This window comes from Nitrosomonas mobilis (assembly GCF_900103035.1).
In the GTDB taxonomy this organism is placed as follows: Bacteria; Pseudomonadota; Gammaproteobacteria; order Burkholderiales; family Nitrosomonadaceae; genus Nitrosomonas; species Nitrosomonas mobilis.
On sequence record NZ_FMWO01000044.1, the window covers coordinates 61,937 to 84,801 of the forward strand.

General features: G+C 49.6%; 20 protein-coding genes and 1 riboswitch. Of the genes, 8 read left to right on the plus strand and 12 right to left on the minus strand.

From position 1 onward, the window contains the following. Window positions 1-134: 134 nt before the first annotated feature. Together carB and carA are read right to left on the minus strand one after the other, a co-directional pair. Window positions 135-3,332, minus strand: coding sequence for a carbamoyl-phosphate synthase large subunit (gene carB, locus NSMM_RS05555; protein WP_090285430.1), 3,198 nt, complete (start codon window positions 3,330-3,332; stop codon window positions 135-137). A 24-nt stretch (window positions 3,333-3,356) separates the two neighbouring features. After that, window positions 3,357-4,514 carry a glutamine-hydrolyzing carbamoyl-phosphate synthase small subunit gene (gene carA / locus NSMM_RS05560; RefSeq protein ID WP_090285432.1) on the minus strand — a complete coding sequence of 386 codons (1,158 nt, stop codon included), beginning with the start codon at window positions 4,512-4,514 and terminating at the stop codon, window positions 3,357-3,359. A 325-nt stretch (window positions 4,515-4,839) separates the two neighbouring features. Here carA and NSMM_RS05565 point away from each other — a divergent pair, with 325 nt between their 5' ends. Genes NSMM_RS05565 through NSMM_RS05585 form a run of 5 tightly spaced genes read left to right on the plus strand, consistent with a single transcriptional unit; the run spans window position 4,840 to window position 10,663 of the window. Then, window positions 4,840-6,111 carry a hypothetical protein gene (locus tag NSMM_RS05565; RefSeq protein ID WP_090285434.1) on the plus strand — a complete coding sequence of 424 codons (1,272 nt, stop codon included), beginning with the start codon at window positions 4,840-4,842 and terminating at the stop codon, window positions 6,109-6,111. After that, a complete protein-coding gene (locus NSMM_RS05570) occupies window positions 6,111-7,166 on the plus strand; it encodes a phospholipase D-like domain-containing protein (protein WP_090285436.1) in 1,056 nt (351 codons plus the stop codon). Before NSMM_RS05565 ends, NSMM_RS05570 begins: the two co-directional genes overlap by 1 nt. A 26-nt stretch (window positions 7,167-7,192) precedes the next feature. Continuing rightward, window positions 7,193-8,581, plus strand: coding sequence for a surface carbohydrate biosynthesis protein (locus tag NSMM_RS05575; protein ID WP_090285438.1), 1,389 nt, complete (start codon window positions 7,193-7,195; stop codon window positions 8,579-8,581). Between the two features lie 40 nt (window positions 8,582-8,621). Further along, window positions 8,622-9,500: an N-acetylneuraminate synthase family protein gene (locus NSMM_RS05580; RefSeq protein WP_090285440.1), complete on the plus strand. Its 879-nt coding sequence runs from the start codon at window positions 8,622-8,624 to the stop codon at window positions 9,498-9,500. Next, complete coding sequence (locus NSMM_RS05585) at window positions 9,500-10,663, plus strand: N-acylneuraminate cytidylyltransferase (RefSeq protein ID WP_090285442.1); 1,164 nt, start codon at window positions 9,500-9,502, stop codon at window positions 10,661-10,663. The genes NSMM_RS05580 and NSMM_RS05585 overlap by 1 nt, the downstream gene beginning before the upstream one ends. A gap of 92 nt (window positions 10,664-10,755) precedes the next feature. Here the strand turns inward: NSMM_RS05585 and NSMM_RS05590 are convergent, their stop codons facing one another. Genes NSMM_RS05590 through fur form a run of 3 tightly spaced genes read right to left on the minus strand, consistent with a single transcriptional unit; the run spans window position 10,756 to window position 13,512 of the window. After that, on the minus strand, window positions 10,756-11,847 hold the full coding sequence (locus tag NSMM_RS05590) for a molecular chaperone DnaJ (protein WP_090285444.1): 1,092 nt from the start codon (window positions 11,845-11,847) through the stop codon (window positions 10,756-10,758). Between the two features lie 42 nt (window positions 11,848-11,889). Then, window positions 11,890-13,047 (minus strand): glycosyltransferase family 4 protein, encoded by a 1,158-nt coding sequence (locus NSMM_RS05595; protein ID WP_090285446.1) that lies wholly within the window; start codon window positions 13,045-13,047, stop codon window positions 11,890-11,892. 24 nt (window positions 13,048-13,071) lie between these two features. Then, entirely contained in the window at window positions 13,072-13,512 is a 441-nt protein-coding gene (gene fur, locus NSMM_RS05600) for a ferric iron uptake transcriptional regulator (protein ID WP_090285448.1), read from the minus strand. Between the two features lie 106 nt (window positions 13,513-13,618). On the opposite strand from fur, the gene NSMM_RS05605 reads away from it, so the two are divergent. From NSMM_RS05605 to NSMM_RS05615, 3 genes are read left to right on the plus strand one after another with little or no spacing between them, the layout of a single operon-like run. Next, a complete protein-coding gene (locus tag NSMM_RS05605; RefSeq protein WP_245654693.1) occupies window positions 13,619-14,164 on the plus strand; it encodes an outer membrane protein assembly factor BamE in 546 nt (181 codons plus the stop codon). Next, window positions 14,161-14,967 (plus strand): 4-hydroxy-tetrahydrodipicolinate reductase, encoded by an 807-nt coding sequence (gene dapB / locus NSMM_RS05610; protein ID WP_090285452.1) that lies wholly within the window; start codon window positions 14,161-14,163, stop codon window positions 14,965-14,967. The genes NSMM_RS05605 and dapB overlap by 4 nt, the downstream gene beginning before the upstream one ends. Before the next feature lie 21 nt (window positions 14,968-14,988). Next, window positions 14,989-15,792 (plus strand): symmetrical bis(5'-nucleosyl)-tetraphosphatase, encoded by an 804-nt coding sequence (locus tag NSMM_RS05615; RefSeq protein WP_090285454.1) that lies wholly within the window; start codon window positions 14,989-14,991, stop codon window positions 15,790-15,792. On the opposite strand, the gene NSMM_RS05620 is transcribed toward NSMM_RS05615, so the two are convergent. The 7 genes from NSMM_RS05620 to gcvT form a co-directional block, all read right to left on the minus strand. Then, window positions 15,740-16,519, minus strand: a complete 780-nt coding sequence (locus tag NSMM_RS05620; protein ID WP_245654694.1) for a lysophospholipid acyltransferase family protein — start codon at window positions 16,517-16,519, stop codon at window positions 15,740-15,742. The genes NSMM_RS05615 and NSMM_RS05620 overlap by 53 nt on opposite strands. Window positions 16,520-16,578: 59 nt before the next feature. After that, complete coding sequence (locus tag NSMM_RS05625; protein WP_090285456.1) at window positions 16,579-17,514, minus strand: carbohydrate kinase family protein; 936 nt, start codon at window positions 17,512-17,514, stop codon at window positions 16,579-16,581. Between the two features lie 106 nt (window positions 17,515-17,620). Next, complete coding sequence (gene gcvPB / locus NSMM_RS05630) at window positions 17,621-19,069, minus strand: aminomethyl-transferring glycine dehydrogenase subunit GcvPB (RefSeq protein WP_090285458.1); 1,449 nt, start codon at window positions 19,067-19,069, stop codon at window positions 17,621-17,623. 21 nt (window positions 19,070-19,090) lie between these two features. Next, window positions 19,091-19,585 carry a thiol peroxidase gene (tpx, locus tag NSMM_RS05635; protein ID WP_090285460.1) on the minus strand — a complete coding sequence of 165 codons (495 nt, stop codon included), beginning with the start codon at window positions 19,583-19,585 and terminating at the stop codon, window positions 19,091-19,093. Between the two features lie 57 nt (window positions 19,586-19,642). Beyond that, complete coding sequence (gcvPA, locus tag NSMM_RS05640) at window positions 19,643-20,998, minus strand: aminomethyl-transferring glycine dehydrogenase subunit GcvPA (protein WP_090285462.1); 1,356 nt, start codon at window positions 20,996-20,998, stop codon at window positions 19,643-19,645. Between the two features lie 84 nt (window positions 20,999-21,082). Beyond that, on the minus strand, window positions 21,083-21,472 hold the full coding sequence (gene gcvH, locus NSMM_RS05645) for a glycine cleavage system protein GcvH (RefSeq protein WP_090285464.1): 390 nt from the start codon (window positions 21,470-21,472) through the stop codon (window positions 21,083-21,085). Between the two features lie 42 nt (window positions 21,473-21,514). Then, entirely contained in the window at window positions 21,515-22,606 is a 1,092-nt protein-coding gene (gene gcvT, locus NSMM_RS05650; RefSeq protein WP_090285466.1) for a glycine cleavage system aminomethyltransferase GcvT, read from the minus strand. Between the two features lie 116 nt (window positions 22,607-22,722). Then, a riboswitch (glycine riboswitch) is annotated at window positions 22,723-22,826 on the minus strand. Window positions 22,827-22,865 lie beyond the last annotated feature (39 nt).

The following is a 22,865-nucleotide window of genomic DNA, read 5'->3' on the forward strand; positions in this document are numbered from 1 at the left end:
TGTATGTGGTCACCACATAGCTGTATAACTGCAAATGGCAATAGAGAGCTTTGTTTTTTATTAAACCGGAAGTTTAGTAAAGCAATAAACAAACCAACAGAAACCAGCCAGAATTTGACAACTTCTATTCTTGCCTAGAATAGAAGTTTTTGCAAACAATAAACCTGTAATTCCTGACGGCCGACCATACCCATGCAGGCGGCGCGCGCACCAGCAAGTGTCGTATAGTAGGTGGTTTTAGCTTGTAATGCTGCCCGCCGGATCGAATAGGAGTCCCGTATTGCGCTACGTTTGTTCATCACGGTGTTGACGACCAGACTGAATTCCCCATTCTTAATTCTATCCACGATATGCGGTCTACTTTCCGTCACCTTGTTGACGATGGTTACAGGCAGGCCAGCTTCCATGATGGCCTGCGCCGTGCCACGTGTGGCGAACAGTGAAAGATTCAAGGTATGAAACTGCCTGGCAAGAAGAACTGCTTCAGCCTTGTCGTTGTCACGCACGCTTAACAGCACCTTACCAGAAACAGGCAACTGTATGCCTGCTGCCAGCTGAGATTTAACAAAGGCTTCCGCAAAGGTTTTACCTATTCCCATAACTTCACCGGTTGATTTCATCTCTGGTCCCAGAATAGTGTCCACCCCGGAAAACTTAACAAATGGAAATACCGCTTCTTTAACCGAGAAATGTGCGGGAATGATTTCTTTGGCAAATCCCTGATCAATCAGTTTTTTGCCAGTCATGCAGCGTGCAGCGATCTTAGCCAATTGCAGACCGGTTGCCTTAGACACAAAAGGAACTGTTCGTGATGCCCGCGGATTGACCTCCAGCACATAAACCAGATCGTCCTGGATGGCAAATTGAACATTCATCAATCCCTTGACACCGAGTTCATGGGCCATGGCGGCTGTCTGCCGGCGTAACTCGTCCTGCATTTCTGCAGAGAGGCTGAACGGCGGTAACGAACACGCCGAATCTCCCGAATGAACGCCCGCCTCCTCGATATGTTCCATGATGCCGCCGATCAGTACCGTTTCACCATCACAAATTGCATCGACATCAACCTCGACAGCATTATTGAGAAAATGATCGAGCAATACCGGAGAATCATTGGAAACCTTTACCGCCTCCGTCATATAGCGTTGCAAGTCGCGGGCCTCATGCACAATTTCCATGGCGCGGCCGCCCAGCACGTAACTGGGTCTGACCACCAGCGGATAACCAATTTTATCTGCTGCGGCCAGCGCTTCTTCCGGGCTGCGTGCCGTCAGATTAGGTGGTTGCCTGAGTCCCAAGCGCTGCAGCATGATCTGAAAACGCTCGCGATCCTCGGCGCAATCGATCATATCCGGACTGGTACCGATTATGGGTACGCCATTAACAGCCAGTTCACGTGCCAGTTTCAACGGCGTCTGCCCCCCATATTGCACGATCACTCCCACCGGTTTTTCCAGCGCGACTATTTCCAGCACATCTTCCAGTGTCAACGGTTCGAAATAGAGGCGATCTGAAATGTCGTAGTCAGTCGAAACCGTCTCTGGATTGCAATTAACCATAATTGTTTCATACTGGTCTTCGCGCATTGCAAGCGCCGCATGAACGCAACAATAGTCGAATTCTATTCCTTGCCCGATACGGTTCGGGCCACCGCCCAACACCATGATTTTTTTATGATCACTTGGCCTGGACTCACATTCCTCTTCATAGGTTGAATACATATAGGCGGTCTGGGTAGCAAATTCTGCGGCACAGGTATCCACCCGTTTATAAACCGGACGGAGATTGAGCAAGTGCCGTCTGGCCCTGACCGCATCTTGGCCGCAGCCAAGCAAGATCGCCAGGCGACGGTCAGAAAAGCCGTTGCGTTTCAATCGGCGAAATGCTGCATAATCGAGCGAATCCAGCTTCTTTCCGGAAAGGAGCTGTTCCTGTCTGACCAGATCCTCGATTTGCGCCAGAAACCAGGGATCGATTCTGGTAAATTCCTGAATTTCAGCAAACGTCAGACCACAGCGAAAAGCATCGGCGACATACCACAGGCGATCCGGACCAGGATAACTCAGCTCGACTTTGATAGCTTCCAGATCGGTCGTTTTTTCATCGAGTCCATCTACGCCAGTCTCCAGCCCACGCAACGCTTTTTGTAACGACTCCTGAAACGTGCGGCCAATTGCCATCACTTCGCCAACCGATTTCATCTGCGTCGTCAAGCGGTCATTAGCTTGCGGAAATTTTTCGAAAGCAAAACGTGGAATTTTGGTTACCACATAATCGATTGCCGGTTCAAATGAGGCGGGCGTTACCCCGCCAGTGATATCGTTACCAAGTTCGTTGAGTGTGTAACCTACCGCGAGCTTGGCGGCAATTTTAGCAATCGGGAAACCAGTAGCCTTGGAAGCAAGCGCGGAAGAACGTGAAACGCGGGGATTCATTTCGATAACCAGCATTTCGCCATTTTCCGGATTGAGTGCAAACTGTACATTAGCACCGCCCGTTTCCACTCCGATTTCCCGGAGTACGGCAATGGATGCATCCCTCATACACTGATATTCCTTGTCCGTCAGTGTTTGCACAGGCGCAACCGTAATAGAATCCCCTGTATGTACACCCATTGGATCAAGGTTCTCGATTGAGCAGACAATGATGCAATTATCCTGCCTGTCACGAATAACCTCCATTTCAAACTCTTTCCAGCCAATGACGGACTCTTCGATCAGCAACTCACGGGTAGGAGAAGCTTCCAGACCGCCTTCGCATATCTGGACAAATTCCTCACAGTTGTAAGCAATGCCACCGCCGCTGCCGCCCAATGTGAAAGACGGTCGGATGATAGCAGGGTAACCAATCGCTGCCTGTACCTGCAGGGCTTCCTCCATACTGTGTGCCATCGCAGAGCGCGCAGATTTGAGACCGATACGGGTCATGGCCTGCTTGAACTTGTCCCGGTCTTCCGCCATATCGATTGCCTGGCGGGATGCGCCAATCAGTTCGACACCATAACGTTGCAGCACACCATTTTTCACCAGGTCTAAGGCGCAGTTGAGTGCGGTTTGTCCGCCCATAGTTGGAAGCAACGCATCCGGGCGCTCGATTTCGATGACCTTCTCGACCGCTTGCCAAATAATTGGCTCGATGTAGGTGGCATCGGCCATTTCCGGATCGGTCATGATGGTGGCTGGATTGGAGTTAATCAGAATAACCCGGTAGCCTTCCTCGCGCAGCGCACGGCAGGCCTGCACACCTGAATAATCAAACTCACAAGCTTGCCCGATAACAATGGGTCCAGCGCCTATAATAAGTATGGAATGCAGATCGGTTCGTTTGGGCATTTCGTGTCGAGTAGTTAGCGATATTCAGGCAAATGAATCTTTTTGTGCATGCTGGGTGATGTTGTTAATAAAACGATCGAACAAATAGTCCGCATCATGCGGGCCGGGGCTCGCTTCGGGGTGCCCTTGAAAGCAGAAAACAGGATGATCAGATAACTCAAAACCCTGCAAGGTGCCATCAAACAGGGATTTATGAGTAATACGCGCATTATCGGGCAGAGTTTCGGCGGCAACTGCAAACCCATGATTCTGACTGGTAATCATGACACGACCGTTATCGATGTCCTGCACCGGATGGTTCGCACCATTATGTCCGAATTTCATCTTGACCGTTTGCGCACCAATGGCAAGCGCTACAAGCTGGTGCCCGAGACAGATGCCGAACAGTGGAATTTTTTTTGCCAACAATATGCGGGTTGCCGCAATTGCGTAATCACACGCCCCAGGGTCTCCAGGGCCGTTGGACAACAGAACGCCATCGGGTTGGTCTGCCAGAATTTCATGAATGTCTGTTTGTGCCGGATAAACCTTGACCCGACATCCCCGTTCCACCAGTTTACGCAAAATCGCCCGTTTGACCCCAAAATCCAACACTGCCACCCGCCACCGACCATTATTCGATGCGCGATAACCTTCTTCAACCGTCCATTCGCCCTCATCAAATTCGCGAACATCGTCGCAACTAACGACACGAGCCAGATCCAGCCCTTCCAGCCCAGGAAAGGCGCGTGCCTGACACAAGGCATCATCGACATCGACCTGCCCGGCCATGATGCACCCAGCCAGCGCACCTTTTTCTCTAAGAATTCGGGTGAGCTTGCGAGTATCAATGCCTGCAATGGCGACAACGTGATGCCGCTTCAAAAAATCTGGCAGAGACTGCTTGCTGCGCCAGTTGCTATGCATAAGCGGCAAATCACGAATTACCAGCCCTGCGGCATGCACCGCACAGGCAGAAATAGATTCGTTATCTTCGCTATTGGTACCTGTGTTGCCAATATGAGGATAGGTCAGCGTGATGATCTGACGACAATATGATGGATCAGTCAGTATTTCCTGATAACCGGTCATGGCAGTATTGAAAGCCACTTCACCCGTGGTAATGCCCGTCGCGCCAATAGCGTATCCGTGAAAAACGGCACCATCAGCCAGAACAAGTACAGCATGCGGATGGTCGGACACGGCGCTCTCCAGTATTTACAAGATGCTATTACGCGGACATAAAAAATGCGGGTTGAAATATACAAAAATTAATTTCGTGCCGCTTGACACAATTATACGCGAGAAATCCGAGGTTTTCCAGAAGCTCTCCCAATATGCTGACAATAGTCAATCTCAGGAATAGTGCAGCATCACCCGCACCAGAAAAATACCAATAACATAGACATAGCAAGAGAGTTGATTGCCGTCACTCGCCGGCAATTTACATCTGTAAAATACTCTGTACATCACTTGGCATACCTGATATAAACAGGAATACAAAAGCCTGGGATTTAAGACTTATCCAATGAAAGCGCTTTTCTTGTTGCGTCATTACAATGATATCGACCACATCACCCCTGTTATCGTCAGGTGGGTCGAATCTAATCACAGCTGTGATGTTGTTCTGATCGGCAATCCGCAGTTTCTGCAAGACTACCGCATTCAATTTTTGAGTAAACTCAATGGCGTAGTAGTGACGCTTATTCGCAAGCAGCTACCAGCACTCTTGTTTATCAAATGGCGCGCACAGACATTGATATTAGGTCGCGGTTTACGTCGTACAATTTTGCGACCAATTGCCGATCTGTTGATCTCGGTGCTGAGTATCGACCGACGACAGCAAATCTGGCAAGCAGTGACTTGGAAATTGCTGACATTCAGCTTTGCCAATGAGGAAGCAGGTGTCGTAGTATTCGACTGGATCACGAAGGACTCGCCGGTCGCGCTCGAATGGGTCGAAACCGTCGTAGCTATGGCACATTCCATGGGGTTTGGAGCCGTATCACTGCCGCACGGTGACAGTCCCCATTCCAGCCAGCTGATCCGGCACGGCGAATGGCGCCTTCAGCCAAATGATCTCTATGCTGCTGGCCGGATATTCGATCGGCTGGTGGTGCCGAATGAACTTTGTGCCCAGCGCTTTCGCCCGTTCATGAATGAACGGGCGCTTGCGGTGCTCGGTTCACCACGTTACTGCGATGAATGGCTTGCAAAACTGAAAACGCTACTGCCTCCTTCACCCCTCGGGCATGATGCAATCCATCTCAAAATCGTGCTTTTTTTGCGCAAAAACGAATTCACAATCTTCTGGGAAGAAGTCGGTGAAGTCGTGCACATGATCTCAGCCTTTCCGGGTGTCACCTTGATGATCAAACCGCATACCCGCGGTGGATGGAAACAGTCGTTCACCAGCAATAGTGCGCTGCGGAAACTGGCGAATGTGCACATCGCGGATGACGACGTTCACTCCGCGCATTTACTTGCATGGGCAGATGTCATCATCGATTTGGCCACATCGGTGGCATTTGAGGCAATCAAGGCCGGAAAACCGGTGCTCGCGGCCGATTATCTGCATGCAGGCCGCTCGGCTGTCGCGGATTATCTGCCGGAGACGGCATTATGGTGCCGCGACGATATCTACCAGAAAATCGATCATTTTCTCACGCATGGTTGCGGCCATTTTTATAATGAAACGCATCGGCGGCGGTTTCTCCGGGAAATGATTGATGGCCCGGATACCGACGTATTGGCGCGATATGTGCAGCTACTTGAAGAACTGACGAAACAGAAAAGGTAATGTCGTCCTACGAAATTCATTTTGGCGGACCCAAGCAGTCGCCGGGATATCTGCGCGATATGCTGGCTGCCCGTATTGCCGCCGTTCCGGCAGGCGGCGCGATCGACTGGGTAACCTATTATTTCCGGGACTGCGAATTGGCCGAAGCACTCATCCATGCGAAACGACGAGGGGTAAATGTGACGATCTGCCTGACTGGCAAACCGCGCGTTACCGATGCTAACGACGAGGTCATCAGTCTGTTGTCCGGTGAACGGGGATTGGACAATGGATTGCGTAAAATTATTCTGCCGGGAATTTCCACCCCTCATAACCGGACATGGAGACCTCAAGTACACGAAAAACTGTATTGCTTCTCACATCCCGAACCGGTTGCTTTCATCGGTTCATTCAATCCGTCTGGCAACCGGTTAGCCGAGCAGTCGGAAATACTTCAGGAAATCGGGGATCAGGACCGCGGCCACAATGTGCTGATTGGTATAATGGCGCCGCAAATAGTCGAGGTACTGATGCAGCACGTGCGGCAATTTCAGCAACAACCACCAGGCCTGTTGTACCGCTTTTCTGACCGGGCAAATCGGGCAATTTGCGATAATGACATCGCGATTCATTTTTTGCCCAGTATCTGTTCGCATCCGGTTGTACGATTTTTACGTTTGGTCGAAAAAAATGCCCGAGTGCGTGTTGCCGCTTCCCATATCCGTATGCAGCAAGCGGCTGATGTCATGATTGAGCTTGCCAGACGGGGGGTAAAGGTGGAAATCATTGCCAATCACACGCATCGCCGAGTACCTCCTGCCATAGAACGGCGCTTGACAGCTGCAGGAATTCAGATCGACAGAATAGGAGCCGCCAATAACTTGCCCATGCATCTCAAATTTTTGCTGGTAGAGGATCAAGGCCGATTTTGGTCAATTTTTGGCAGTTTCAACTGGACTAAGCCTTCTTTCTGGCTGAACCATGAAATCATTGCCATTTCGACCGATCTAAAAATTTTCCAGGCTTTCTCCGAGCAATGGGAATTACTGGAAGCAGCAAGATCGGAGCAGCAGTAGTATCATTACTTTTCATATTCTTCCATATGATATCAACGCTCATCATTCCAGTTGAAAGCCAGGTCCGTGAACTGGATGCCAAACTTCTGCTGGCGTGTATAGCAGCCGAACAGGGTTTCCCAGTCATCATCGGCTCACGCGCATTCACACATTTTGAAATAGCTTCGATTCCGCGTGGCGTATATCTGGCCAAAAGTATGCGCGGCATCAGCAGCTCGATGTTCACAATCCTCCGCCAGCTTGGGCATGAAATCGTTGCGTGGGAGGAAGAAGCACTGGTGCATCCGCCAGCTGATACGTATTTTTCGCTGCGGTTATCTCCCAAAACCGTCAGGCAGGTCTCACACATATTTTCCTGGGGAGAAGAAAACGCCGATCTGATGCGTCAGTATCCGGCATTACCCGATAATTTGCCTATCCACATTACGGGAAATCCCCGTGGAGACATGTTGCGACCGGAAATTCGTCCCTACTTCGCTGCCGAGGTGGAACGGCTGCGTGATCGTTTCGGTGATTTCGTCCTGGTCAATACCAACTTCAGCGACGTCAATCCCTATATCCCCAGTATCGGTCTGTTGATACCGAGAAGTCGTTCGCGACCAGCGCGCATGGGGCAGGCCGGGCTTGGCATGAGTCGGGAATTTGCCGAAGGATTATACGAGCACAAACAGGCCATTCTGGCAGATTTCCGGCAACTCATCCCGGCACTTGCCCGTGCATTCCCGGAAAGAAAAATCATCGTGCGCCCCCATCCAAGTGAAAACCAGCAGATTTATCATGCAATTGCAGCTGAATACCCACAAATAATTGTTTCTAATGAAGGAAATGTCATTCCTTGGTTGCTGGCGACAAAAGTGATGGTCCATAATGGCTGCACAACTGGATTGGAAGCCTACGTACTTGGCGTTCCAGCCATTTCATATCTGGCAACACTCAATGAATATTATGATTATGATTTTCAGGGACTACCTACCCGCCTGAGTCATCAATGTTTCAATTTCCAGGAGCTGGCGGACACACTATCTCAAATTCTGTCAGGTGCATTGGGGGCTGCAGAGAGTGAAGAGCGCCAAACGCTGATTGATTACTACCTGACGGCACGTGATGGGCCACTTGCCTGTGAACGTATCACCAGTATCCTGAAGGAAAATGGATACGGTAAAAGACAGCCGCCAGCAAGACCGCTTGGCACATATCTGCAGGGATGGCTGCTTGCTGAACTGAAAGCGACTTTGACGCAACTTTACATGCGTCGCCCCGGCCCCAATCGGCTCGCCTACCACGATCACCGTTTTCCCCCGATTTCGGTGGCGGATATCGAATGCAGAGTGGAGCGCTTTGGCGGATTACTGAACCGCTTCCGTTCAATCAAAGTAGCGCCTTATGCAAAGCATGTATTCAGGATTACTGCGTAGCAGCCACTCTGGATTTTCGATAAATTATTTTTACTTACTTATGAATCCACCAAAAATCGTTGCAGAAATCGGTTGTAACCATAAGGGCGATATCGAAATTGCCTTTGAAATGATCAAGGTCGCAGCAAATTTCGCTAAATGTGATTATGTTAAATTTCAGAAACGGACAAACAAAGAGCTGCTCACGCCCGAAGAATATAACGCACATCACCCCAACCCTCAAAACAGTTATGGCGACACTTATGGCGCGCATCGTGAATTTCTCGAATTCGATGTCGAGCAGCATCGTAAGCTTAAAAAGACATGTGAAACCAACGGTATCGGCTATTCAACCTCGGTTTGGGATATGACTTCAGCCAAAGAAATTGCAGGAATCAACCCCGAATTCATCAAGATTCCGTCGGCATCCAACCTGAATTTTCCGATGCTCGAATTTCTTGCCGACCATTATCAGGGCGATATCCATATCTCTGCAGGCATGACCACGCCGGAAGAACTGGAAACCATCGTCGCTCTGATGGAAGCACATGATGCCGCACATCGGGTCGTACTGTATGCCTGCACCTCTGGTTACCCAGTGCCGTTCGATCAGGTGTGCCTGCGGGAGATACAAATACTGAAAGGCCGGTTTGGCAAACGCGTCAAAGAAATCGGATTTTCGGGTCACCATCTCGGTATTGCCGTCGATGCAGCCGCAGTTGCGTTAGGTGCTTCCTGGATAGAACGGCACTTCACGCTCGACCGCACCTGGAGAGGCACTGATCATGCCGCATCACTAGAACCGGATGGTTTGCGCAAGCTGGTCAGGAATGTACGCGCCGTTGCCAGTGCATTGTCATACAAGGGCCAAGCCATACTGGAAATCGAGGCCCCTCAGCGCAGCAAGCTCAAACGTCTCAAAGGAGTGCACTTCAACTGATGCGCTGGGTTGCCTTCATGCCCTTGCGGGCCAATTCGAAATCCATTCCCGATAAAAATATTCGATTGATCGCCGGTAGACCATTGTTTGCCTGGAGTCTCGAACAAGCAATTGCCTCATGCTGTTTCGATGAAATCTATGTTGCCACCGATTCACCCAGAATTCGCAGCAACGTACTGATCCAATTCCCTACAGGCGTTTCGGTACTAGAGCGTTCGGCGGAAACCTGTACTGATATGGCAAGCACGGAAAGCGTCATGCTCGAATTTCAGCAAAAAATTGCCTTTGACGTGATATGCCTGATCCAGGCGACCTCTCCACTAACTCGAGCAGAAAATTTTCGTATAGCCAAACAAAAATTTCTCGCGAATAATCTGGATTCTCTGCTGACAGCTGTCCCTTCGAAACGTTTTTTCTGGACGAAAACAGGTGCTGCGATCAACTATGACCCTGCCAATCGCCCAAGACGGCAGGATTTCGAAGGCTGGCTCATGGAAAACGGGGCTTTCTACTTTACCCGGAAGACATTGCTTGCGGAAACGGGAAACAGACTCGGTGGACGCATTGGCATTCATGAAATGTCGCCTGAGACCGCTCTCGAAATCGATGAAATTAGTGACCTGGCAATCGTGGAACAGCTACTACTGCAGCGCCAGCAGAAATTCGACCGTATGCCGACAACACGGATCAGGCTGTTCGCACTCGACGTGGATGGGACTTTAACCGATGGCGGCATGTACTACGGCTCTGATGGTGAAGCACTCAAAAAATTCGATACGCGTGATGCCCATGGTCTACAACTGCTACGTGAGAGCGGAATTCGGGTCTGTGTGCTCAGCTCGGAGAACAGCCCTGCTGTGGCGGCGAGGATGAAAAAGCTGAAGATCGACGAATATTACCCGGGTGTGAAAGACAAGTTTGCTATGATCGAGCAGAAACTCCCATCCTGGGGAGTAGCTTTGCACGAAATTGCTTATATTGGAGATGATCTCTGCGATCTGAGATGCCTGCAACGTGTGGGGCTGGCAATATGTCCAGCCGACGCCGTTTTGGAGGTCTTGCGTCACGCTCACCATGTGTGCCTACGATCAGGCGGGCATGGCGCCGTGCGCGAGGCATGCGACCGCATACTCGATATCAACAGGAATCTGTCAGAAAAGTAACAATACTCGCGGCCAGGGCGTGGATCAGGCTGTACCGATGCAAAGCCGAATAAAACTATTTTTTGCCCCGGTCCTCAATAAAATTGATCAAGTCAATGATGCGATGGCATCCGGTATCCCTTAAGCCATGACTTAAAATAACCTATATCCTTGAACGACTGCAGATCCCGCTGAATACCGCTGATCGAATCTTCCAGAATATGGACATCCTCCTTCAGAAGCATGAGTAATTTTTGTGGTGACAGATGTTCATACAGCTCACATCCGGCCGTTGCCTTCATCTTCATCTCCATCAACATGACTTCTTCTCCTAGCTCCTCCAACTGGTTCTGTAGAATCTTATTGTAGTATTTCAGACGATCTTCGGCGATACTGTTGATCTGCATCTGATCAATCTGCTCGACATTCAGTTGTAATTCCAGCAATCGCAGCAGATCCCGTTTTCCATAAGCCACGGTAATCTGCTTCATCAGATTGGTTTTACGCTCACGTTCACCCGGGTCTGACTCGCGATCAGGATGAAGTGCCGCAACCAGTTGTCGATATACCGCCTGAATCGATTTACTTACATTGGCCGCCTCTGCGCGCTCGCGGGCTTCCTTGGCCAGTTGTTTGCCGGTTTTTTTGCGCTCGGAAGAGGGGGCATCAGCAGGTCGCTGTTCCTCCATTTTTTGCTGCAATCGCCTTGCGGTCTCTTCCAGATCAGAAATATCAAATTCTTCATCACCCAGCTCAACGCCATATTCTTCCTCAAACATTGATTTCAGAAAATCATTGGCCATTTCACGCTCACTCTGAATGACATCATCATAGCTTGATCCGCTGTAACGAGCATATAGAGCTTTCAAATCGTCACGACCATACTGACGCATCAATTCGCCACATATCTCGGTAATCAGATGCACGATTTTGGATTGCTGCTGCTTGGTAAATTTATGACTCAAGAACAGTGTATCCAGCAAAGCCACCATTTCTGCCTGATTATCAGCGAACGCGGCACGTAACGGTATCAGCTTTTCAGAAACTGCCTGCTGATATAGGGGAATGATTTCCTGCCATTGTGTCAGCAATCTTTTTTGGGCATCGATTTTCTTAATCAATGCATTGAATTTTCTCTGCGCAGGCGTAAGACGATTCTGTCGACTTGTTTGAATTTGAACGACTCTTGATTTGGAGGATATCATGATGAAATTTCAATCATAGAAGGTTCTGGGTTTAGTGTTGAGTCAAGCCTGATAGACAGTTTTTTGGCAATTTTCATAAACCTGCAGATATTGCCGGGCAACCGACTTACGATCTGGCCATTGCCTGACTCTATGGCTGGATTTTAAGGCTAATTCTGTGCAATACATAGGATTTTTGATCAGGTATTTTAACCGAGCGACCAAATTGCTACCGTCTGGATTGACCAGTTCAGCAGCATCTCCCACCACATCAGCCACACCTCCTACTTTTGTACAAACGACCGGCAAACCAGCCATCATTGCTTCCAGAATCGCCATGCCGAATGATTCAGTAGCCGATGCGCTGACAAATATGTCTGCTGCTGCCAGATAGAGGCCAACCGTATCTGTAGACGTCATTACAGGAGGGGCAAGACCAAGGCTCTCCGCGCGTAACAGATAGGGATCTTTGTCACCATCACCCAGGATTACCAGACGGCAATTATCTGGCAGATAAGCCATCGCATCGATGATAAGCTCAAAACGCTTTAGTGAAATTAATTGGCCAACCGCCAGAATATATCGCAATCCACTATCCCATCCCAAAGCGTAGCGCGCATCATCTTTTTTGGGAAAACTTAGTGCCGGCAGAGGGTGTGGAATGGCATGCCAGCGGGCGTCCATTGATAGTTGTAATTCCAACGCGAGGTTAGCCCGCCCACTGGATGTCGGGCAGATTATCCAGTCTGCACTGGAAAGCACTCGCCGCTCCCAATGCCACAAAAGAAACCTAAACCAGAGTGGTAACGGATGGATATACTGATGCAAGGCATGTGAAACACAGTTATATCCGTGCTGACTAACCCCCCAGGCGATTGAGTGCCCATGTAGCTCTGCGCGGGCACCGGCAGCAACCACCGCATCGTGACAATGTAAATGAGTATAGCCCTGCGCGATAGCGCTTCGACCCGCTGTCCGCCCGGTTTCCCAGGCGGTAACCATCAGATGCAGAGTTGAAAAAAATGTTTTGGGGAAAATTTTTGCCAACTTCCGTGTCCAGTTTGTAGCCCGCCGAATAGAATCCGGCTCCAGATCACTGCTGCAAATGAAATCTACCAGCATCCCATTCTGTTTTAAACCATCGAGCAGCATGATATTTGCACGCCCCATTCCATAGCGGCAATCCGAGCGGGATTCACGGCTCGCATGCAGAATTTTCATGGCAGAACCGCTTATAAGCCCGGGTTATTTTCGGTGAGGACAATTCACTTTGGTGCAATCAGCATACAAGGATAAGGAATGTTCCTGAAGAGTGAACCCTCGATCTTTCGCAATTTTGGTTTGGCGTCTTTCGATCTCAGCGTCGAAGAATTCCTCCACTCGACCGCATTGCAGGCAGACGAGATGATCATGATGATTAGCGCTGGCAAGTTCAAATACCGCTTTGCCGCTTTCAAAGTGGTGGCGCTCCAGCAATCCAGCTTGTTCAAATTGTGTGAGTACGCGATAAACGGTTGCCAAGCCAATATCGTCACCTTCGGCAAGCAACTCCTTGTAAATATCTTCCGCTGACAGATGACGAATTTGGCTATTTTCAAATAAATTTAATATCTTCAATCGAGGTAGTGTAGTTTTAAGGCCAATATTCTTAAGCTCAATGCTCTTCAAATTTTGCGGCTTATTCATAGGTTTCATCCTTCAAAAAAAGAGATTTGCTGTATCATATAGATACTCAGAAACACAATATTTCATGGTTGTTGCCCGGGCCAGTTAGTTTGGACAATCAATTTTATTGCGTCATTTACCTGGCTCTACTCCGGCAAGATTCAGAAAAAAGTTACTCGGTATGCCCCTATCTTCACTGCGGTTACTTCTACTGTTGCTCAGTCCTGCCATCTTAACCGGCTGCTCTAACCTCCCAGGCTTTCCGTACCGAATTGATATCCAGCAGGGCAATGTGGTAACGGAGGAGATGATCGCTAAGTTAAAAACTGGCATGACCCACTCACAAGTCCGTTTTGTACTGGGTTCGCCACTGATAACCGATGCCTTTCACCATAACCGCTGGGATTATATTTATTACTTCGCCCCTAGCGGGCGCGTTGCAGAAGAAAAGAAGCTGACCGTTTTCTTCGAAAATGACCGTCTGATGAAGATTAGCGGGGATTTTCCTGTGCCTAGCACCTTCAGTGAGCCTGATGAAATTATACCTGCATCTGATCAGCCATTTGATTCAATCGAGAATCGTGACAACCTACTTCAAAAAGAAATAAACGATAATCCAGAGATTGATTTTTTGAAGCAAAATCAGGATGATTTTTATAAAGGCAGGGAATGACGTTATTGAATATCGCAGTAGCCGGCAGTACCGGTCGTATGGGTAGAACATTGATAGAAGCTATCACAGAAGCAGAAGATTTGAGACTGTCAGCCGCGCTAGAACAGCCAGGCAGCCAGGCGTTATCCCAGGATGCTGGCGCATTGCTGGGTACGCCTTGCGGAATTCCGATCAGCTCCAACCATATCGATTCCCTGAAAACCAGTGACGTCCTGATTGATTTCACTCGCCCGGCCGGCACGCTAGCCTACCTGGCCGCCTGTCGCGAGCTGAACATAAAGATGGTTATCGGCACCACTGGTTTTACTGCTGCCGAAAAAATGATCATTCAGGATGCCGCGAACGAGATTGCCATTGTATTCGCTCCAAACATGAGTATTGGCGTCAATGTGCTGTTCAAACTCCTTGAAGTCGCGACAGTCGCCTTGCAGGATGACTATGACATTGAGATCATCGAGGCGCACCACCGCCATAAGGTTGACGCACCATCCGGAACGGCGTTACGCATGGGGGAGGTCATCGCGCAGGTGGCAAACCGGCAGCTCGATCAGGTGGCAATTTACGGCAGGCATGGTCAAACTGGTGAACGAGCATCTGATACGATCGGCTTTTCCACTATTCGTGGCGGCGATATTGTCGGCGACCATACCGCGCTATTTGCCGGTATCGGCGAGCGTATCGAAATTACACACAAGGCCAACAGCCGCAAAACATTTGCTACCGGTGCGCTGCGCGCGGCCCGCTTCCTAAGCGCTCACAAATATGGTCTGTTTGATATGCAGGACGTCTTAGGGTTACGTTAACTTCAGAAAACATCCTTTAAAGTGTCAACCTATGCAATAGGCGATATACAGGGCTGCCATCAACATTTTCAGCAACTGCTGGAGATAATCGGTTTTAATCCCAGCCGTGACAAACTTTGGCTGGTAGGGGATGTCGTCAACCGTGGACCGAATTCGTTGGCAGTATTGCACACATTGATGCAGCTGGGTGATGCTGTGATTATGGTGCTTGGCAATCATGACCTGCATCTTTTGATGGTTGCTGCGGGGGTCACCACCGAACAACCACATGACACCCTGAAATCGATTTTGCAGGCACCAGACCGGGAAAAACTGTTGAGCTGGCTACGGCACCAGCGCCTGTTTTACCACGAGGACGAGTACGCGCTGGTTCACGCCGGCCTGCTCCCTGGCTGGAGTGTTGATCAAGCAGAGTATTTGGCACAGGAAGTCGAAGTCATACTATGTAATGATCAATCCTTCCAGGAATTTGCTCCCAGCATGTATGGTAACGATCCTGACCACTGGCAAGACAGCCTGCAGGGAGAACATCGCTGGCGTGTCATCATTAACGCCATGACACGTCTGAGAGTCTGTACCCGCGAGGGGAAAATGAATTTTGCTTTCAAGGCTAATCCGACCGACATTCCTGCGGGATATGTGCCATGGTTTAATGTACCAAATCGTGCCAGCAAAACACACACCATCCTGTTCGGTCACTGGTCAGCTCTGGGATTGCGTATGGAACGTAATCTGATTGCGCTTGATACCGGCTGTTTGTGGGGCGGCAGACTTACCGCAGTGCGCCTGGAAGACCGCACGGTTTTTCAGGTTCCATGTGCCTGATCTCGACTGCCAGAACGCGCGCAATTGCCTGCTCTGCCAGGCGCGCGAGTTCCCGCCGGTTCAAGTTGTGACAGGTAATCGGTTCACAAAAAATCAGCTCCGCCTGGGTTCGTGGTTGCCGAAGAATTTGCAGCAGCGACTGAAAGATTGAAATATTCACATAAGCCGTATGACGGCTTACCCCGTCATCTGCCAGTGAATACCGGATTGCCACAGGGTACAAACGGGTTTGGGTGCTGATTACCGGTTGCAGCAAGGACGCATGAAAATGGTGGAGAACCGAACCATCACCGGTCATCCCTTCTGGGAAAACAGCAACATATCTCCTGGATTGCAGCAAATCAAAGATTTGCCGGTTGACACGCAACGCATCGCTGCGCTTTTCCCGGTGAATAAACAATGTGCCGGCTCGCTCACAAAGCCCGCCAACCAGTGGCCAGCCACGAATCTCATCCTTGGCGACAAAACGTACCGGCAGAACTGCCAGCATCACTAGAATATCCAACCACGACGTATGATTGGCCGCCAGCAAGCCAACCGCCTGATTATCTGATGGCACCGCACCGCGCACACACAGATTGACATGCAGAATACACAAGAACTGTTGCGCCCACTTTGCAGCCATCCGTTTCTGCTGGATTTTGCCGAGATTCGGATAAACAAATGATTTCAGCAATCCGGTTGCCAAATGCAGAAATAATCTGCCTAACCGAACGTAACCAATCAATTTAATGGTGATTTTTATCCGGCATTAACAATCCTGAAGCAGTTATATTGCTTTTTACTTCAGGGAAGGGGGCTGCCGAAAGCCGACTGATAAAGCGTCTCGATTTCGGTACGCGAGTATTCGTGATTCTGGCCACCGCGATACGCAATCTTAAGTGATCCCATCAGGGAAGCGAGCTGCCCTGTGGTTTGCCAACCCAGTCCACGTGCTATACCGTATAACAGACCTGCGCGGTAGGCATCACCGCAGCCGGTCGGATCGACGATTTTCCGGGGCTTGACAGCTGGGATAGCATATTTTTTTCCATCCGCATAAATGACCGACCCCTCCGCTCCTTTGGTTTCGATGAATGCATTGACTTTGGCCGCCAGAGCTTCAAGATCAAGACCGGTCCGTGATTGCAGCAGCTGTGACTCATAATCGTTTACGGCGACATAATCCGCCCTGTCGATGAAGTTCAACAATTCTTCGCCATTGAACATCGGCAGTCCCTGCCCAGGATCAAATAAAAAGGGAATACCGGCCTCATGGAATTCGCGTGCATGGGTAATCATGCCATCCCGACCATCGGGAGCAATGACGCCGAGCCCGACATTCGTAGCTGCTTGAACGCTGTTTTTATGAGAAAAATTCATCGCTCCCGGATGAAAAGCAGTAATCTGATTATCATCCAGATCGGTAGTAATAAAAGCCTGCGCAGTAAAGGCATCCTCAATCTGACGAATATAGGTTTGCGCCAGTCGCAGCTTTTCCAAGCGATAGCGGTACGGTTGAAAATCATTACCGACCGTGGCCATGACCAATGGATCATCATCAAGCAACCGCAGATTATAGGCAATATTGGCCGCACAGCCGCCAAATTCGCGGCGTATTTCCGGGACGAGGAACGCAACATTTAGCACATGAATCTTGTCCGGGAGAATGTGATTTTTGAAACGATCCTCAAACACCATGATAGTGTCATAGGCAACAGAGCCGCAAATTAGTGTTTGCATCGATTGATTATTTACAAATATATTAAAAGTACAATAAACACAGCCAATACTGATGATAGCAGTATTGGCTGCTCATGAAAAACTGAGGAAGTGTTGACCAAGGCGCTCAGGTAGGTGTCCAGGTAAGGTCCGGTTCACGTGCAGCCTTGACCTCGTCGAGTTTACGCAATGGCATGAGATGTGGCGCACCCTTGACCATATCTGGCTGAGTCTCGATTTCGACCAGAATTTCCTTCATCGCATTGACAAAACTATCCAGGGTTTCTTTGGATTCTGTCTCTGCGGGTTCAATCAGCAAGCACTCGGGTACCAACATCGGAAAATATGTGGTGGGTGCATGAAAATTTTTATCCAATAATCTTTTTGCCAGATTCATCGCGGTCACTCCAGTTTTATCCTTGATACCTTTTGTCGTGACGATAAACTCGTGGCTGGCACGTCGAGTAGGATAAGCAATTTCAAAACCTGCCTTGCGCAACTCGGCCAGCAAATAATTGGCATTGAGCGTGGCGTACTCAGAAATACGATGCATGCCTTCCGCACCCAGTAAGCGTACATAAATATAAGCACGTAGCAGCACACCGGCATTTCCCATGTGGGCAGACAAACGGCCGATGGATTGTGGCCGATCCTTTTCAGTCAGCCAGCGATAAGCTCCATTCTCGTAAGCCACGATCGGCACTGGCAAATAAGGCAGCAAACGCTCGGCAACACCAACCGGCGCAGAACCAGGCCCGCCGCCACCATGTGGCGTGGAGAAGGTTTTGTGCAGATTCATGTGGATAACATCAAATCCCATATCGCCGGGTTTGACTTTTCCCAGCACCGCATTCAGATTGGCGCCATCGTAATACAGCAGTCCACCGGCAGCGTGTACAATCCGGCTCATTTCAGCTACTTTTTTCTCAAAAACACCCAGTGTTGAAGGATTGGTCAGCATTAACCCGGCAGTCTTTGGTCCAACGGCTGCTTTCAGCGCTGCCATATCGACATCGCCTTCTTCATCGGTTGGAATTTCAACTACCTTGTAGCCACTCATCACGGCTGTTGCCGGATTGGTACCATGCGCCGCATCAGGAATGATAATTTCGGTGCGCGCGGTATCCCCCCGTGCCTCATGATAGGCACGGATCATGGTAACGCCAATCAGCTCGCCCTGCGCACCCGCCATCGATGTCAGGCTGACCGCTGCCATACCGGTCACACCTTTCAGGATTTCCTGCAACTCGTACATGCAGGCCAGAAACCCCTGCCCGGTATCTTCCGGCGCCAGTGGATGACGGGACAAAAACTGCGGCAACATTGCCAATGAGTTACAGGCGCGCGGGTTGTATTTCATCGTGCACGAGCCCAATGGATAAAATTGGGTATCGATCGAGAAATTTTTCTGCGAAAGCCTTGTGTAATGCCGCACTGTGTCCATTTCCGAAACTTCCGGTAACAAAGGCTTCGATTGACGTAACAGCTTATCGGGTATGTTGTGCTTGGTAGCACGGGTTGCTGGCGATTGAGAATAGTTATATCGCCCGGGACGCGAATGTTCGAATATCAGCATGATATGAATTTGAAATAAATTTTAGTTCAATGCAGCCAAGGCAGCATCGTAATTGGGTTCATCCTTGATTTCAGGTACCAGCTCGGCATGGATGATCTTGTCATTCTCATCGAGCACGATGACCGCGCGCGCGGTAATGCCGGCAAAAGGCCCATCAGCGATGGCAACGCCATAATCACGCATGAACTGTGCACCGCGCATGGTAGATAATGGCACCACCTTGTCCAATCCCTCAAGATCGCAAAAACGGCTCATGGCAAACGGCAGATCGGCGGCAATGATCAACACGACCGTATTATTCATTTCACTGGCACGCTGGTTAAATTTACGGGTTGATAATGCGCAGACCGGCGTGTCGAGGCTCGGAACGATATTGAGCACCTTTTTCTTGCCGGCAAAATCAGCCAGTGTGACATCCTTCAAATCCCGATTGACCAGCGAAAAAGCAGGCGCCTTGGTGCCTACTTGAGGGAAAGTGCCTTCAATTTTGATTGGTGTACCACCGATTGTGACCATGTTGAATCTCCTTGATAGTTTGATTGACTGTGAAATTACTAATACATCATCGGCGAGCTAACAGGCAAGTGCCTGCCGAAACAGTTCTACATATTTATCCAGATCTGCCGGTACCTTAGTCTCCGTTGCGCAAACCATCAGGCAATTATCCAGCTCGCGATAATTATCATCAAACGTATAACCTGCCAGCACTCCGTGGGATTTGAGGTTGTCCAGCACGACTGATGCGGGCTTCGGCAGGGAGAGCACAGCTTCATGAAAAAATGGACTGTCAAAAGCTTTTTTCACGCCGGGTATACGGGTCAATGCTTCAATTAGTGTCAACGTATTGGCATGTGACTGAGCGGCCACGCGATAAAGTCCTTCCGGCCCGAGCAGTGACATATGAATGGTTGCTGCCGTCACCATCAGCCCCTGATTGGTACAGATGTTGGACGTTGCCTTGGAACGGCGGATATGCTGCTCCCTCGCCTGCAATGTCAGGACAAATCCTTCCTTACCTTCTATATCAGTGGTACGGCCAATGATTCTGCCCGGCATCTGTCTGACCAGAGGCTGTTTGCAGGTCATGAAACCAAAGTAAGGCCCACCGCTGGATAAGGGTATGCCCAGTGGCTGGCCCTCTCCCACGGCAATATCTGCACCTTTTTCACCCCATTCTCCTGGCGGTGTCAGCATGGCAAGTGAGATGGGGTTGACGACGGCAATGGCCAGTGCGTTCTTGCTATGTGCCCAGTCCGTCAGAGCATCGACTGATTCAAATACACCAAAGAAATTGGGTTGCGGAATGACAAGTGCAGCAAACTCGGTCTGGCCAGCCTCCTCAAGTTGAGCCAGCATAGTTTGCCCCGATACTGGATCGTATGGAATTTCAACCATTTCGATCGACTGGTTTCTGACAATGGTACGCACGACCTTACGGTATATCGGATGTACTGTTTGCGGAATCAAAATTCTGCTTGAAGTACGGTGCTGGCGTACCGCCATCAGTACCGCTTCGGCAAGCGCAGATGCACCATCGTACAGACTAGCATTGGAGACATCCATGCCAGTCAATGAGGCCATCATCGTTTGGTACTCATACAGCAGTTGCAGTGTTCCCTGACTGGCTTCTGCTTGATATGGCGTATACGATGAATAAAACTCTCCACGCGTTGTAATTTGCCAGACGGCTGCCGGAATATGGTGCTCATAAGCGCCTGCACCAATGAAGTTAAGATAAAACCCATCCTGCTGCGCACGTTCCAGCATCAGCCGCGCGATTTCCATCTCGCTCATTCTCGGGGGCACATTTTTCAATGTGCCCGTTCGCAATTCAGCGGGGATTTCGTCAAACAGTTCTTCTATCGAATTAGCTCCAATGCTGGCAAGCATTGCGCTAACATCTTCTTCAGTGTGTGGAATAAATGGCATAGTTATAATTTCATTCGGTTTGTTTTCATTGCTTTGTGCTCGAAACGGGAGAAATATCCTACAATCCCTGGCAATATGGCTGGATTAGTGAGCTTCTTCCGCAATCAGCTTCTCATAACCGGCAGCATCGAGAAGGGCATCCATTTCGCCGAGGTTGGTCGGTTTCAGCCTGAAAAGCCATGCTGTATAAGCATCCTGATTTATTTTTTCCGGAGCGGATTCCAGCTCCGTGTTAACCGCAACGACTTCACCACTGATAGGCGAATAAACATCGGACGCAGATTTGACGGATTCCACTACCGCACATTCTTCACTCTTTGCAAGACTTCGCCCGACTTTTGGCAGTTCGACGAACACCATGTCCCCCAGTAGTTCTTGTGCATGGTGCGATATACCCACAGTAACTGTTCCATCCTCTTCGGCCTTAACCCATTCATGTGATTTTGCATATTTCAGCGCTGCCGGAATGCTCATCATTTATTCTCCAAAAGATAATTAATAACTGATTTATATATTTCAAACAAGTGCCTTGCCATTGCGTACAAATGGGTAGTTAACGACCCTGGCTGCAAGCTGCCTGTCACGTATTAATACACTGACTTCATCCCCGACAGCCAGCTCGACCGGTACACGCGCCAATGCGATTGACTGATTGAGTGTCGGTGAAAACCCACCGCTGGTGATTTCTCCCTGTCCAGATAATTCTCCGCCCTTAATGATGACTTTCTGGTGACTACGCAATATTCCTTTATCGAGGAGCAGCAACCCCGTCAGTTTCTGTCTGACCGGTTTTTGCTGCAGCGAGAATTTACCAATGAAATCACGATCACTTTTTAAATCTACCGTCCAGGCAAGCCCTGATTCAAGCGGATTGGTCGTTTCATCCATGTCCTGACCGTAAAGATTCATGCCTGCTTCCAGGCGTAATGTATCGCGCGCTCCCAGGCCGATTGGCGCAACACCCGCTGCGTGTAGCTTCTGCCAGAAAGCGGGGGCATCATCTGCCGGCAGGATGATTTCAAAACCATCTTCACCGGTATAGCCGGTACGGGCAATAAAATAAGATTCAAACACCACCGACTGAAAAGGCTTCAAAAATTCGGTAACCGCTTGCGTTCCAGGAATGGTAGCCCACACCTTGCTGCGTGCATTGGGACCTTGCACGGCGATCATGGCAAGATCGCGACGAGGGGTAATTTCCAGCTGAGGCGCGCTTTGCCCTGCCTGTCGGGTAATCCAGGCGATATCCTTGTCCGCTGTGCCGGCATTAACCACCAGACGGAACCAGGATTCGGTCATAAAATAGACAATTAGATCGTCGATAACACCACCTTCAGGTGTCAGCATGCAAGAATAGAGCGCTTTGCCAGTCAGCGTCAGCTTATCAACGTTATTAGCCAGCAAGCCGCGCAGGAAGTCGCGGACGTTTTCACCACGGATATCCACCACCAGCATGTGGGAAACATCAAACATGCCGGCATCACGCCGTACCTGATGATGCTCATCCAGCTGGGAACCATAATGCAGGGGCATATCCCAGCCACCGAAATCCACCATCTTGGCCTGCATGACACGATGAGTTTCGTTAAGAGGAGTTGTTTTCAGCATGATTCTCTCAAAAAATAGTAAAAAGGAAGTCGGTTTCTCAAAAATTCGCCAGAAATACACCTGAATTAATGGTCCTACCCCATGAAATAAAAGGGATTAGCAATTTTCAGGTTTGACCATTCCCCTCTGTCCATTTACCTGAGAGTTTTATCGGAAATCACTTCCCGAGTGCCCCTTCGGTGGCTGATACATTCACTCAGCGCTCTCCAGATTGCCTGTCACTAGCAGTTGTTCAAACCGGTTTACCGGCCAGGCCTGA